The sequence below is a fragment of the Myxococcus sp. AB056 genome, from assembly GCF_006547365.1.
GTDB classification, from domain to species: Bacteria; Myxococcota; Myxococcia; order Myxococcales; family Myxococcaceae; genus Myxococcus; species Myxococcus virescens.
In genome coordinates this window covers 1-13,256 of the sequence record NZ_VHLB01000084.1, presented here as the reverse complement: position 1 = coordinate 13,256, position 13,256 = coordinate 1, and the positions used below count along the sequence as shown (strand labels likewise).

Genomic DNA, 13,256 nt, shown 5'->3' with positions numbered 1-13,256 from the left:
CAGCGCCTCAGAGTGGGCCGTTGGGCGTGAGGAGCACCTTGCCGGCGCGCCCACCTTCCATGGCGCGCGTCAGGGCCTCCTGGATGGACTCCAGGGGGAAGGTTCCCTCCACCGGAACGTGGAGTGTGCCCTCCGCCACCTGCTTCGCGAGCCGGGCGAAAAGGGCGCCCTGCTCCTCGCGCGGCGTCTTCTTCATCCACGTCACCAGCCAGAAGCCGCGCAGGGTGATGTCCTTGAAGATGGTGGCGGCGGCTGACAACCGAGGGCCTTTTCCGCTCATCACGCCGTAGTTCACCACCACGCCGCCGCGCGCGAGCGCGTCACCCAGGCGCTGGGTGGACTCACCGCCGACGGCGTCGATGGCCAGCCGGACCTTGGCGCCACCCGTCACCTCGCGCACGCGCTCCGGCAGGTCATCCGAGTCCAGCAGCACGGCGTCCGCGCCCAGCGCGGTGAGCTCCGGCGCCAGCTCTTCACGCCGCACCACGTTCAGCGTCTTGCAGCCAGCCTGCTTCGCCAGGGTGATGATGGAGCGGCCCACCGCCGAGTTGGCGGCGTTCTGTATCACCCACTCGCCGGGCTGCAGCGCGACGAAGTCCCGCAGCAGCAGGTCCGCGGTCGGAGGATTGATGAACAGCATGGCGGCTTGCCGCAGGTCGGTTCCCGGCGGCACCCGCAGGAGCGAGTCCGCGGGAGCGACCAATTGGGTGCACCAGGTGCCCGCGCCCAGCGGGAGGAATACGACGTCACCCACCTTCACGGCGCTGGAGTCCTGGACCTCGACGACGCGGCCGACGCCTTCGTTGCCGGGCACCGCGGGGAGCTTCGGGAGCTGTCCGTACTGGCCGCTGAGCGTGAGGATGTCGGAGGGATTGATGGGCGTGGCCAGCACTTCAACCCGGGCCTCACCCGGCTTCAGCGCCACGTCCGGCTGCTCCACGACTTCCACCACCTTCAGTGGCTGTCCGAAGGCTGAGAACCGCACTGCTTTCATGGGACGCTCCATGCTTCGTGTAGGCGTGTGGGTCGCACCCTAGCGGCCTTCGAGGGGCGCGCCGAGCATCCAAGCAGTCGCCGTGCCCCACCGCCTTGTCTTCCGGGGGCGAGGCACCTGTCCACCGATGGACGCGGGCTCCGCATGGGCGGGGACAGGCGGACAGACGGGGCTCGCCAGTCGCGTCCACGCTGCCCACTTTCCGTTGCGGGCAACGGGACGGCGAGGAGGTCGATGGTGAGCAACGCGCACGGGGAGTTGTCCCTGGCCCCGCCAGCAGGCGCTGTGGGAGCAGCGGCGCCGCAGCGGGTCCTGAAGCGGTGGATGGTGGTGGGGCTTCGGCCCGTCTTCGCGCTGGCGGGTGTGGGCACACTGGCGTTGCTGGTCCACAAGGCCGGGCCCCGCGAGCTGGGCGCCGTGTTGGCCAGCGCGGCGCCCTGGCTGCCGTGGGTGGTGCTGCTGGAGCTGGGGCGGCAGTGCATGGACGGACTGGCCACGCGGCGTGCCTATGGCCCGGGAGCGGGGCGCGTGCCCTGGCGCGTCCTGGCCCGCGCGCAGCTCATCGGTACCGCGGTGTCCAGCATGGCTCCGGCGGGCCGCGCCGCGGCGGAGGCCACCAAGGCGGCCCTGCTGAGTCCCTACATGGGCGGAGGAACCGCCACCGCGGCGGCGGCGACCTCGCAAGCGGCGTCCCTGGCGGCGGGAGGCTTCATCTCGTTCCCCTGCGCCCTGGCGTCCTACCTGCTGACGGGCATGTCCCTCTTCACCATGCTCATGCTGGCGCATGGCGTGTTGCTGGTGCTGCTGTCGGTGGGCGTGCGCGCGTGCATGCGCGCGAAGCGGCCCGGTGCGTGGCTGGTGTGCCGCTTCAGCCGCTGGGCGCTCCATGCGGAGCAGTTCAAGGCCTCGGCGCGGTGTGGCCCGTTGCTGCCGTGGTCGCCCATGCTGGCATTCCTGTGCAGCCGGCTGTTCCAGGTGGCGCAGTACGGCGTGCTGACCTACGCGGTGGGCATCGACACCTCACTGGTGCAGGCGTTCTTCGCCCAGGGCCTCTACCTGTGCGCGCTGGCGGTGGGCTCGCTGGTGCCGGGACAGGTGGGTGTGAGTGATGGCGCCTTCGCGCTGGCGGCGGGCGTGCTGGACACCACGGCCGCGCGCGCCATGTCGGTGGCGCTGCTGGGGCATCTGGTGCAGCTGCTGTTCGTGCTGGTGGGAGCGCTCATCCCGCTGGTGTGGCGGATTCGGGCGCCGCTGCCCGTAGCACCCGCACCGGCGTGCCGCTGAAGGCGGCGTTGCCGCAGAGCGCATCCACGGCCTGCGCGTCCGTGAGGTCGTTGTGGCTGGCGCCCGCGTGGGCGGTTGCCACGGCGAGCCGGGTGCCCTGGCGGCCATGTCCGTACCCGTGGGGCAGGCTCACCACGCCGGGCATCACCTCGTCCGTCACGTGGATGGGCACCGTCACCGTGCCCACGCGAGAGGTGACGGTGGCCTCCATGCCGTCGGCGAGCGCCCGCCGGGCCGCGTCCTCCGGATGCATCATCAACGTGCAGCGCGGCTTGCCCTTCAGCAGGCCCGGTACGTTGTGCATCCAGGAGTTGTTGTCGCGCAGGTGCCGCCGGCCGATGAGCAGCAGCTCGCCACTGTGCTGCTCAGGGACGGCGTCCTGGGGGAAGGCTGCTTGCAGGCGTCGCACGTCCGCCACCAGCAACTCCGGCGCCAGGTGGATGCGGCGGTCCTTCGTCTGGAGACGCCGGGGCAGGCAGGACTGGAGCGGTCCCAGGTCGATGCCGTGGGGCGACTGGCGCAGCGTCTCCAGGGTGAGGCCCTGCTTCGCCGGGTGGAGGCGCGCGCCGTAGGGCCCCAGCCGCAGGCCCAGGTCCAGCACCCGCTCCGGACCCAGACGGGACAGGGCCTGGTACTTGAGCGTGGCGCGCACGGAGAGGCGGCCCTTGCGCAGCGTCAGCAGCCGGTGCTGGAGGGCGAGCAGAATCTGCCAGTCCTGGCGGCTGCCCGGCCCGGGCTCGAAGAGGGCGGGCGAGTACTTCGCGGTGTTGCGCACCGCCAGCGCGTGGAAGGCGATGTCGTAGTGGCTGCGCTCCAGCGGTGACACCGGCGGGAGGATGAGGTGCGCGTGGCGCGTCGTCTCGTTGAGGTACGGGTCGATGCTCACCATGAAGTCCAGGCCCGCGAGCGCCTGTTCCATCCGAGCGCCATCAGGCGTGGACAGCGCGGGGTTGCCCGCGACGGTGAGCAGCGCGCGGACGCGGCCTGGGCCCGGCGTGAGCATCTCCTCCGCCATCGCCGCCGTGGGCAACTCCCCCGCGAACTCCGGAAGCCCTCGCACGCGGCTCTTCCAGCGGCCGAAGCCGCCGCGGCCCACGGCCAGGGCCCGTGGACCTCCGACGACGTCGAACGCGGGCAGGGTGAACATGGCGCCGCCACGCCGGTCCAGGTTGCCGCTCACCACGTTGAGCACGGTGATGAGCCATTGGCAGAGCGCGCCGAAGGCCTGGGTGGACACCCCCATGCGGCCGTAACACACGGCGGCTCGCGCGGAGAGGAAGTCCCGGGCGATGCGGCGCAGGGTGTGCGCGGGCACACCCGTGTGCGGGGCGACTTTCTCCGGAGGAAAGTCCCGGGCCAGCGCGCACACGGTCTCCAGGCCGTCGGTGAAGGCATCCAGCGGCCCCAGGCGTGGCGCGTGCTCCACCACCGCCACGTGCAGCAGGGCGAGCAGCGCGAGCGCATCGGTGCCCGGCCGGATGAAGACGTGCGTGTCGGCGATGGCCGCCGTCTCCGTGCGGCGCGGGTCCATCACCACGATGCGGCCGCCGCGCTGCTGGATGGCACGCAGGCGGGCGCGCACGTCGGGCGCCGTCATCAAGCTGCCATTGGACGCCAAGGGATTGGCGCCCAGCACGAGCATGTAGCCGGTGTGGTCGATGTCGGGAATCGGCACCATCAACTGGTGGCCGAACATGAGGTAGGCGGTGAGCTGGTGCGGCAACTGGTCCACGGACGTCGCGGAGAAGCGGTTGCGCGAGCGCAGCGTGCGCAGCAGCTCCGGACCGAACAGCATGTTGCCCAGGTTGTGGACGTTGGGGTTGCCCAGGTACGAGCCCACCGCGTCACGGCCGTGCTCCCGCTGGATGGCATGCAGACGGCGCGCGGTCTCATCCAATGCGTCGTCCCAGGAGACGGGCTCCCAGCCGCTGGCGGTGCGGCGCATGGGGCCGCGCAGCCGGTCCGGGTCCTGGTGCAGGTCCTCCAGCGCCAGGGCCTTGGGACAGACGTGGCCCCTGCTGAAGGGGTCCTCCGCGTCACCTCGGATGGAGGTGATGCGTCCGGCGTCCAGCTCGATGCGCAGGCCGCACATGGCCTCGCACAGGTTGCAGGTGCGGAAGTGGACCTGGGGACCCGGGGCGGCGCTCATTCGCGGAACTGTAGCGCGCGGTGGAGGGCCGTCCGCCCGGCGGCGCGGGTCGCGCTTCCATCCGTCTGGGTTCAGACGATGGGCTTCCTGGCGGACTGCACGATTTCAGCGGCACACGTGCGAGAGGCCCGTGAAAGGATGCCGTCCCAGGAGGGCAGCACATGCACTGCGTGTATCCGTTCGTCGTCTCCCTGGGGCTCTCGCTCGTGCCGCTCGCCGCCCATGCCACGGCGCCGGCAGCGCCCGCGGCCGAGGTGAAGGCGCCGACCATCCAGTTCAAGCAGGTGAACGCCCGCGTGGGGGACCAGGAGGAATTGGACAACGCCGTGGACATGCGGCTGGCGCTCGACCTGCGCGCTTCGGACATGGACAAGCCGATGTCGGTGGCGATGTCGGTGACCTCGTCCAGCCGCCACACGGTGACGGTGCTGGCCGCGAAGGGGAAGGTCGTCTCCAAGGTGAAGATGGCATTCGGCGACGTGGGCGAGGTGGCCGAGGAGCAGGGCGAGGGCCAGCGCAAGGTGAGCCCCGTCAGCCGGAAGACGTACCTGGCGGAGTGGAAGAAGGAGCGCGTGGTCATCACGAACGCGGCGGGCAAGCCGGTGCCCAAGGAGGAGGAGGACGAGGTGTCGAAGCACCTGCCGGAGCTCGGCATGCCCGACCGGCTGGAGGCCGCCTTCCCGAAGAAGCCGCTGGCGGTGGGCGCCACCCTGGACGGCTTCTCCGATGCGCTCGCGAAGCAAATCGTGGACGAACAGGGCGATGACACCCGCGTCACCCAGGCACGCGCACGGTTGGTCGAAGTGCGTCAGGACCCGCGCGGCGCCGTGGGCATCTTCGACGTGGCGATGACGGTGTTGCGCCAGGAAATCAATGCGCCGTTCCTGTTGACCATTCCGCTGCAGGGGCAGATGTCCGTCCTCGCAGAGGGCATCCAGTTGCTGGAGCTCACCTTGTCCGGGCCGGTGAAGGTGGAGCTGACCGACGACGCCGTCGAGCAGGGCTTCGAGGCGCGCGGCGAGGGCGCGATGCGGCTGCGGCTCACGGGCCGGAAGACTGACGCCGCGCGTTAGGCGGATGGCCCGGCAGGTCGTCCGCTGTGCGCGAAGGCGCGGCGGCGTGACAGACGGCTGACAGAGTTTTGGGAGGCTGCGCGGTTAGAGGGTTCTGAATGTACCTGCACGCGCTCGGCCACTTCCATCCTCCCAACCTTCTGACCAACGCCTTCTTCGAGGAGCTGGGGCTGGAGACCAGCGATGCGTGGATCGTGGACCGCGTGGGCATCCGCACGCGGCACACGGTGCTGCCGCTGGACTACCTGCGGGAGACGCGCAACCGCGACGTGCGCGCGGCGCAGGAGGCGGCGCTCTTCAGCAACGCGGAGACGGGACGCCGCGCGGCGCTGATGGCGCTGGAGCGCGCGGGGCTGAAGCCGTCCGACATCGGGCTGGTGGTGGCGGGCGGATGCAGTCCCGACGAGTGCATTCCCGCCGAGTCCAACCGGGTGGCACAGCTGCTGAACATCCAGGCGCCGGCGGTGGACCTGCAGAGCGCTTGCTCGTCCTTCTGCATGCAGCTGCACTTCCTGGCGGGCATGCGGCCGGAGCGACTGCCGGACTACGTGCTGGTGGTCAACATGGACAACTCCACGCGTGTGGTGGACTACACGGACCGCTCCAGCGCGGTGCTGTGGGGAGACGGCGCGTCCGCGGCCATCCTGTCGCCGCGCGTGCCGGGACGCTGGCAGCTCACGGAGACGCTGCTGGCCGGAGACCCCTCGGGCGCGGACAAGGTGCGCGTGCCGCGCATGGGGCACTTCACCCAGAACGGCGGCGAGGTGCAGAAGTTCGCCATCCGCCGCGCGGGGGAGACGTTCCAGGCCCTGCGCGCGCGCTTCATGGACCGTCACCCGGACAAGGGCGCGGGGGCGGTCTCCTTCATCGGGCACCAGGCCAACCTGCGCATGCTGGAGGCCGTGCAGCGGCGGTGTGAGGTGCCGGACGCGCGGCACTTCTTCAATGTGCACACCCGGGGGAACACCGGCGCCGCAGGCGCGCCTGGCGTCCTGAGCGAGCACTGGGACGACCCCGCCGTGGGAGACGCGGTGGTGCTGAGCGTCGTGGGCAGCGGCCTGACGTGGGCCGGCGCCTTGCTGGAGCGCACCCCGGCGCAGTGAGCCGCTGAGCAGCATTCCCCCTCGGCGGACCGGGGCCGTCTGAGGTGTGTGTCATTGCCTCCTGGTATTCGTTGAAGACCAGGGGGGAGTCATGACCGGTCCGCGGTTCCGCCAGCTTGTCTGGCTTGGGGTGTTCGCTGCTTCTTTGTTGGGCTGTGGCACGGCGGTCAGGTCTTCCATGCAGCAGGCATGGGACCACGCGGAAGTGGAGTGCTTCGAGCCACGTGAGGACCAATGTGTCTCCCTGCTGTGCCTGGGCGAGGCCTGCGGCTTCTATCGTTGTGAGGACCTGCCCGGTGACGTGGCGCTGGCGCGCTTCCCGCCCGCACGTCCACCCGCGGCCGCGGCGACTCCCGGCAGGGGGCCTCGCAGGAACTGGGGCGGGGGGCAGCACCTGCCGCGCGGCGCCGTCATGGTCTTCCCGAACTGGAGCGGCGCTCCAGCGCGAGTCGTACCGCCTTCACATCAGCTGACGCCTGGGCGCTGGGAGAAGCACCACATCTTCCCGCAGGCCCGGGACCTGGCGGAGTGGTTCGAGGGGAAGGGCATCAAGATCCACGACTACACCCTGCCGATTCCTCGGGACCTTCACCAACGGATTCACGGGGGTGGCGCTCGCGGTGGAGCGTGGAACCAGGCGTGGCGTGAGTTCCGCCTCCGTAACGAGGAGTCCACGCCCGAGGAGGTCTTCAGGCACGCCGGGGAACTCATCTACCGATTCCAGCTCCTGGGCGGCCCACTGCGGCCCTACTATTCTCGTCCAGGAACGTGAGGACGCATGCCCCGTTACTTCTGGCTGCAAGAGGACCGGGTTGCGACTTCCCGTCATCACGGGGACTTCAACGCCGCGCACAGGTGGCGCTTGCCGGGTCTGGCGAAGTGCCCGGGTTGCGGAGCGACCTGGAGTTCCTCAGGGCACATGTACCCCTCCGTGGACTTGTCCGGGCTGCATGAGCAGGACCTCTTCCTCAAGGCTCGGTCAGCGCCCTTCGCCGAGTTCGCGCGGCTTCGCGAGCTGGTGCGGCCATTGGCGCCACCGGCCGCGACGTTGCCTCCTGGGACGCGGTTCGGGCCGCTGGTGGGCACGGCACAGGGGGACCTGGGGCCACTGAGCTGGCAGGGAAGCTACTTGCTGCTGCTGCGCCGGGACACGATGGAGCAGCTCCAGGCGGAAGGCGTGCGCGGGCTCATGGGGGTTCGAGCGGAGCTGCGGTTCCGACAGAAGCACCCACCGGAGATGTTGGAACTCCAGCTCGAACCGGGCGGTCTGCTGCACCCGCAGTGTCTTCCTCCCGACCTCCCGCTGGCGTGCGCGACCTGTGGCCGGCGTGGGCTCCAGTTGCCAGACGAGCCCATCCTCGATGGCGCCTCTCTCCCCATGGACCGTGACGTGTTCCGCCTGGGCAACTACGCGACGGTGCTTGTGGGGACCGAGCGTTTCATGGAGGCGGTGCGCCGGCTGAGGCTGGAAGGCATCCACTTCCAGGAGCTCTCCATCCGCTGAAGCGCCGCGGTTGATTGCCCGACGTTGATCCTCCAGGACCTGTCGCCGTCCACTGCCGTACAGCGTTGCCCTTCCGGGCGTTGGCGGTGCCCGGGAGCGTGTGCAGCGTATGTCCTGTCGGATTCAGTGGGGTCTGGGGTCGGGGGGCGGGCGCATGCGAACTCAAGCGTGGGGTGGGAATCTGCGGTGTCTCGTGGCGGGCATGCTGCTCGTCGCGGGCGCCGCGCAGGCGGGACAGAAGCAGGTCGGCGGCGTGCACATGCCGGTGTCGCTGAACCTCAAGGGGCGCACCGTCGAACTCGCCCACATGGAGCTGCACAAGCAACTCTTCTTCAAGGTCTACGTCTGGAGCCTCTACATGGAGGACCGGCCACGCTCCACGGACGAGGCCATCAACTCCAACTCCGTGAAGCGGCTCCACTTCCACTTCCTGCGCAACATCTCCCGGGACCAGCTCGTGGGCAGCTTCCGGGACGGGTTGGAGCACAGCCCCGCCCTGCGTCGGGGGCCGCTGGCGAACCACCTGAGCATCATGCTCGCGTCGCTGAAGGACGTGCAGAAGGGCGAGGACCTCGTCATCACCTACACCCCGGGCGTCGGGCTCGAAGTCGGAGGAGATGCCTCCGGTGGCGTCTTCATCCCCGGCAAGCACTTCGCGGACGCACTCTTCTCCGTCTGGCTCGACTCTCATCCTATTTTTCCGCGCTGACTGACACACGGGGCTGTCCGTCAGCCATTCATTCGTTTCAGCTCAAAATATGTGCGAGGTTCTTCCTGACCCAGAGCACCACCAGCGATAGGCTGGCGCTTCATTCACAGGTGTCAGGAGGACACGTACATATGCGGAAACCGCTGGTTCTGGCTGCACTCGTCGCGCTCTCCACCACGGGCTGCGTTTCGCAGGGGAAGTTCGACGCCAAGGCGCTCGAGGCGGAGAACTTCGCCAAGGGCCTCAACGACGAGAAGGGCGCTCGCGAGGCCGCCGAAGCCAAGGTGAAGGCGCTGGAAGAGAAGATCGCCGAGCTGGAGCAGGAGCGGGAGGCGCTGAACACCCGCCTGGGCACCGCTGAGTCCCGCCTCACCGCGGGCGCCGCGGAGCGTCGCGCGCTGGAGGAGAAGAACTCTCAGCTGGCCGCCCTCAACGACGAGCTGGCGCGCAACACGAAGAAGCTGGCCCAGGCGAAGGAGGAGCTGGAGAAGCGCAGCTCCGAGTACGAGAACCTGGCCCAGAGCCTCAAGCAGGAGATTTCCGACGGCAAGATTGAGCTGTCCGAGCTCAAGGGCAAGATGACCGTCCAGCTCAAGGACAAGATTCTCTTCGCCTCCGGCTCCGCCCGGGTCGGCAAGGAAGGCGAGGAGGCGCTGAAGAAGATCGCCGACGCGCTCAAGACGGTGCAGGGGAAGATCATCCGCGTGGAAGGCCACACGGACGACGTCCCGACTGGCGGCGGTCAGTTCCCGTCCAACTGGGAGCTGAGCCTGGCGCGCGCCATGGCGGTGGTCCGTTCACTCCAGAACGCTGGCGTGGACCCGACGTTCCTCTCCGCTGCGGGCTACGGGCAGTACCAGCCCATCGCGGCCAACGATTCGGCGGAGAATCGCAGTCTGAACCGCCGCATCGAAATCGTGCTCGCGCCGAAGTAGGCGCCGCACTAGGAGGGGCGCGGGAGTCCCGCGCCCCTCATGAAAATCCTTCTCGCCGTCCTCTGCCTCCTCGCCGCCACTGGCGCCGCCGCTCAGCAGGACGCGGGCGTCACGGATGCCGACGCCGGCGCGCCCCAGGGCGTGCTGACGAAGCCCCCCGCGCTGGTGCGCCAGGTGGAGGCAATCTATCCACCGGAAGCCGCTGCCCAGCAGCTCGAGGGCACGGTGGTGATGTGGGTCGACATCTCGGAGACGGGCGCCGTCTCCAACGTCGAGGTGTCCCAGCCCGCCGGCCACGGCTTCGACGAGGCCGCCGTGGAGGCGGTCCGCCAGTTCCAGTTCGAGCCCGCCGAGGTGGACGATGTCCCCGCGCCGGTGCGCATCGAATACGCCTACCAGTTCGTCTTCCGTCCACCGCCGCCGCCGGAAGGGGAGGACGCCGCCGCCGTGGAGCCCGAGGCTCCCGTGAACTTCAGCGGCCGGGCGCTGGAGCGGGGCACGCGGGACGCGCTCCTGGGCGCGGAGGTGGTGCTGCCCGCGCTGGAGCGCTCCACCGTCACCGACGAGGAAGGCCGCTTCTCCTTCCGCGGCATCCCGCTGGGCACATATGAGGTGCTGGTGGTGCAGAGCGGCTACGAGCGCTTCCGCACCGAGGAGACCTTCACGGAAGGTCAGGAGACGCGCGCCACGTACTACGTGCGCAAGCGCATCTTCGGCGCGTTCGAGACGGTGGTGCGCAGCGAGCGCGAGCGCAAGGAAGTGACGCAGACCACGCTCCAACTGGCCGAGGTGCAGCGCGTCCCCGGCACCCAGGGTGACACGCTGAAGGTGGTGCAGAACCTGCCCGGCGTGGCGCGCCCCGCCTTCAATGGTGGCCAGCTCGTCATCCGCGGCACGGGCCCGCAGGAGTCCGGCGTCTTCCTCGACGGCCAGCGGATTCCGCTGCTCTATCACTTCGGAGGCCTCACCTCCGTCTACAACTCGGAGCTGCTGGAGGCGGTGGACTACCTGCCCGGCAACTTCTCCGCGTACTACGGAGACATCACCGGCGGCGTCATCAACGTGCGCAGCCGCGAGCCGCGCACGGACCGGCTGCACGCCACCGTGGGCGTCAGCCTCATCGAATCCAACGCGGTGGTGGAGGGGCCCATCACCGACACGCTGAGCTTCGCGGTGGCGGGACGGCGTTCGTACATCGACCTGGTGCTGGGCCTGGTGCCACAGGGCGACAACGGCCCCAGCCTCCAGGTGGCGCCGCGTTACTACGACGCGCAGCTCAAGCTGGTGTGGAAGCCGAAGTCGCGCCACACCTTCACGCTGCAGGGACTCACCTCCAGAGACAGGCTGGGGCTCGTCTTTGACCGGCCCGCGGATGACGACCCCACCGTCACCGGTGGGCTGAACGTCACCACTGGCTTCAACCAACTGCGCCTGCGGCACCAGTACCGCGCGGACGCGCTCACCCTGGACACGCACGGCCTGGTGGGCAACACGCTGGTCCAGTTCGGCATCGGCGACCGTGGCCTGCGCATCGCCTCCACGGACCTGAACCTGCGCTCCACCGTGGAGTACGCCTTCGGGGAGGCGCTCACGCTGGCGGGCGGCATCGACGTGGTGAGCAACTTCGCCCGCGTCACCGCGCGCATCCAGGGCCTCTCCCGCGAGGGCGAGCCGCCGACGCCCACCGTCACCGATGACGTGCTCACCGCGGACGGCGACTTCCTCCAGTACTTCCCCTCCACCTGGGTGGAGGCGCGCTGGCGCCCCGTGCCGCGCCTGCTGCTGGTGCCGGGCCTGCGCGCGGAGAGCTACGTCTTCACCGACCAGACCCAGGCCCGCCGCACCTTCAACCCGCGTCTGGCGGTCCGCTACGGCCTGACGGACACGCTGACGCTCAAGGGCGGCGCGGGCGTCTATCACGGGCCACCCGTGCAGGATGAGCCGAGCGTGGCCTTCGGCAACCCGGACCTGCGCGCGAAGCGGTCGCTCCAGTACAGCGTGGGCGCGGAGTGGCAGGCGCGGCCGGAGTGGTTCGTGGGCGGCGAGGTCTTCTACAACGACCTGGACGGGCTCATCGTCCGCTCCAACGCCACGGTGGTGCGCAACGGCCAGCGGGTGCCCGAGCGGTTGAGCAACGGCGGCGTGGGACGCATCTATGGCCTGGAGGTGCTGGTGCGCCGCGCGCTGACGGACCGGCTCTTCGGCTGGGTCTCCTACACGCTCAGCCGCAGCGAGCGCCAGGACGCGCCGGGCGTGGGCTGGCGCCTCTTCGACAATGACCAGACGCACGTGCTGACAGCGATTGCGTCCTACAAGCTGCCGGCGGGCTGGGAGGTGGGCGCGCGCATGCGCTTCGCTTCGGGCAATCCCACGACGCCGGTGGTGGGCTCGGTACGCGACGACGGGTCGGACGTCTTCATCCCGCTCTACGCGGCGGTGAACTCGCGTCGGCTGCCGTCCTTCAACCAACTGGACATCCGCGTGGACAAGAACTTCGCCTTCGAGAAGTGGGCGCTCAACGTCTACCTGGACCTCACGAACGCCTACAACAACCCGGCGGTGGAAGGCATCGCCTACAACTACAACTACACCCAAAGCGCTTCCTTCGAAGGACTGCCCATCCTTCCCATCATCGGCGCCCGGGGGAGCTTCTGAGCATGCGTTCCATCCTCCCCGCGCTCGTGGTGCTGCTGCTCGCCGGCTGCGGGCCCGACTTCGAGCTTCAGAGCGAAATCCGGCGCGTGCGCGTGCTGGCCATCCAGGCGGAGCCCGCCGAGCTGGTGGTGGACCCGGACGCCTCCACGCTGCCCGGGCCCATGACGTTCAACGCGCTGGCGGTGACGCCGGACGCGCGCCCCGTCACCGTCCGCTACGCGCTGTGCCGCTTCACCGGCAATCCCTATGACGGGCGGTGCCCGGGGGACGACAGCGTGCCGTTGCCGGACGGCGAGCTGTCGCTTTCGGACCCGAACGTGCAGGCGGTGTTGCTGGAGGCACTGGCCGCGGGCAACCCGGGTGGCGGTGGAACGCTGGACCCCGAGGACCCGGCGCTGCGCGAGGCGCTGGCCCGGGGCATTCCGCTCTTCATCGGTTACGAGGCCACGGACGGCAGCGGCACACCGGAAGGCACGGAGCGCGGCGTGCGCCGGGTGACGTTGCGAGCCACCACCACGCCCAACCAGAACCCGGTGGTGTCGGACGTCCTGTGGGACGGCGCGTCGCTCACCGGCCCGCTGCCCGTGTCGCGCGAGGTGACCTTCACGCCGGTGCTGGCCGAGGGCAGCGTCGAAATCGAAGAGACGGACGAAGGCCCGCGCCCCGAGCAGGTCTTCTTCAGCTGGTTCGCCACCGGCGACGGCGAGGTGAAGGAGTTCCGCTCCCAGGAGCCCGTGGAAGGCCGGCCGGGTGACCCGACGTCGGCGTACGACACCCCCGCCACGCCCCAGCGCGTCACCTTCTGGGTGGTGGCTGGCTCTTATACACATCTGACGCTGCCGACGATCTT

The 13,256-nt window shown here is 69.7% G+C and carries 10 protein-coding genes; 8 read left to right on the top strand and 2 right to left on the bottom strand.

The window, feature by feature from the left end; genetic code table 11:
- Positions 1–7: 7 nt before the first annotated feature.
- Complete coding sequence (locus tag FMP39_RS28770) at positions 8–994, bottom strand: zinc-dependent alcohol dehydrogenase family protein (protein ID WP_141593324.1); 987 nt, start codon at positions 992–994, stop codon at positions 8–10.
- Between the two features lie 324 nt (positions 995–1,318).
- Between FMP39_RS28770 and FMP39_RS28765 the strand changes: the two genes are divergently transcribed.
- Positions 1,319–2,278: a lysylphosphatidylglycerol synthase domain-containing protein gene (locus tag FMP39_RS28765; protein WP_141593343.1), complete on the top strand. Its 960-nt coding sequence runs from the start codon at positions 1,319–1,321 to the stop codon at positions 2,276–2,278.
- Here FMP39_RS28765 and FMP39_RS28760 read toward each other — a convergent pair.
- Positions 2,214–4,427 carry a molybdopterin oxidoreductase family protein gene (locus FMP39_RS28760; RefSeq protein ID WP_141593323.1) on the bottom strand — a complete coding sequence of 738 codons (2,214 nt, stop codon included), beginning with the start codon at positions 4,425–4,427 and terminating at the stop codon, positions 2,214–2,216. The genes FMP39_RS28765 and FMP39_RS28760 overlap by 65 nt on opposite strands.
- A gap of 161 nt (positions 4,428–4,588) precedes the next feature.
- Here FMP39_RS28760 and FMP39_RS28755 point away from each other — a divergent pair, with 161 nt between their 5' ends.
- The 7 genes from FMP39_RS28755 to FMP39_RS28725 all read left to right on the top strand — a co-directional run bounded on the left by FMP39_RS28755 (position 4,589) and on the right by FMP39_RS28725 (position 12,406).
- Positions 4,589–5,500: a hypothetical protein gene (locus FMP39_RS28755; RefSeq protein ID WP_141593322.1), complete on the top strand. Its 912-nt coding sequence runs from the start codon at positions 4,589–4,591 to the stop codon at positions 5,498–5,500.
- Between the two features lie 98 nt (positions 5,501–5,598).
- Positions 5,599–6,603 (top strand): 3-oxoacyl-ACP synthase III family protein, encoded by a 1,005-nt coding sequence (locus FMP39_RS28750; protein ID WP_141593321.1) that lies wholly within the window; start codon positions 5,599–5,601, stop codon positions 6,601–6,603.
- Positions 6,604–6,694: 91 nt separating this feature from the next.
- The gene (locus tag FMP39_RS28745; protein WP_090485581.1) at positions 6,695–7,375 is read left to right on the top strand and encodes a TIGR02269 family lipoprotein; all 681 of its coding nucleotides are present in this window, start codon (positions 6,695–6,697) and stop codon (positions 7,373–7,375) included.
- Between the two features lie 6 nt (positions 7,376–7,381).
- Entirely contained in the window at positions 7,382–8,107 is a 726-nt protein-coding gene (locus FMP39_RS28740) for a double-CXXCG motif protein (RefSeq protein ID WP_141593320.1), read from the top strand.
- Between the two features lie 154 nt (positions 8,108–8,261).
- Positions 8,262–8,816, top strand: a complete 555-nt coding sequence (locus tag FMP39_RS28735; protein ID WP_141593319.1) for a chalcone isomerase family protein — start codon at positions 8,262–8,264, stop codon at positions 8,814–8,816.
- 131 nt (positions 8,817–8,947) lie between these two features.
- Positions 8,948–9,751, top strand: a complete 804-nt coding sequence (locus tag FMP39_RS28730; RefSeq protein ID WP_011550976.1) for an OmpA family protein — start codon at positions 8,948–8,950, stop codon at positions 9,749–9,751.
- A 39-nt stretch (positions 9,752–9,790) separates the two neighbouring features.
- On the top strand, positions 9,791–12,406 hold the full coding sequence (locus FMP39_RS28725) for a TonB-dependent receptor (RefSeq protein ID WP_141593318.1): 2,616 nt from the start codon (positions 9,791–9,793) through the stop codon (positions 12,404–12,406).
- Positions 12,407–13,256 lie beyond the last annotated feature (850 nt).

Bases quoted from the DNA above. Each gene is read 5' to 3' on its own strand.
- FMP39_RS28770 (WP_141593324.1), bottom strand. From the start codon at position 994: ATGAAAGCAGTGCGGTTCTCAGCCTTCGGACAGCCACTGAAGGTGGTG.
- FMP39_RS28765 (WP_141593343.1), top strand. From the start codon at position 1,319: ATGGTGGTGGGGCTTCGGCCCGTCTTCGCGCTGGCGGGTGTGGGCACA.
- FMP39_RS28760 (WP_141593323.1), bottom strand. From the start codon at position 4,427: ATGAGCGCCGCCCCGGGTCCCCAGGTCCACTTCCGCACCTGCAACCTG.
- FMP39_RS28755 (WP_141593322.1), top strand. From the start codon at position 4,589: ATGCACTGCGTGTATCCGTTCGTCGTCTCCCTGGGGCTCTCGCTCGTG.
- FMP39_RS28750 (WP_141593321.1), top strand. From the start codon at position 5,599: ATGTACCTGCACGCGCTCGGCCACTTCCATCCTCCCAACCTTCTGACC.
- FMP39_RS28745 (WP_090485581.1), top strand. From the start codon at position 6,695: ATGACCGGTCCGCGGTTCCGCCAGCTTGTCTGGCTTGGGGTGTTCGCT.
- FMP39_RS28740 (WP_141593320.1), top strand. From the start codon at position 7,382: ATGCCCCGTTACTTCTGGCTGCAAGAGGACCGGGTTGCGACTTCCCGT.
- FMP39_RS28735 (WP_141593319.1), top strand. From the start codon at position 8,262: ATGCGAACTCAAGCGTGGGGTGGGAATCTGCGGTGTCTCGTGGCGGGC.
- FMP39_RS28730 (WP_011550976.1), top strand. From the start codon at position 8,948: ATGCGGAAACCGCTGGTTCTGGCTGCACTCGTCGCGCTCTCCACCACG.
- FMP39_RS28725 (WP_141593318.1), top strand. From the start codon at position 9,791: ATGAAAATCCTTCTCGCCGTCCTCTGCCTCCTCGCCGCCACTGGCGCC.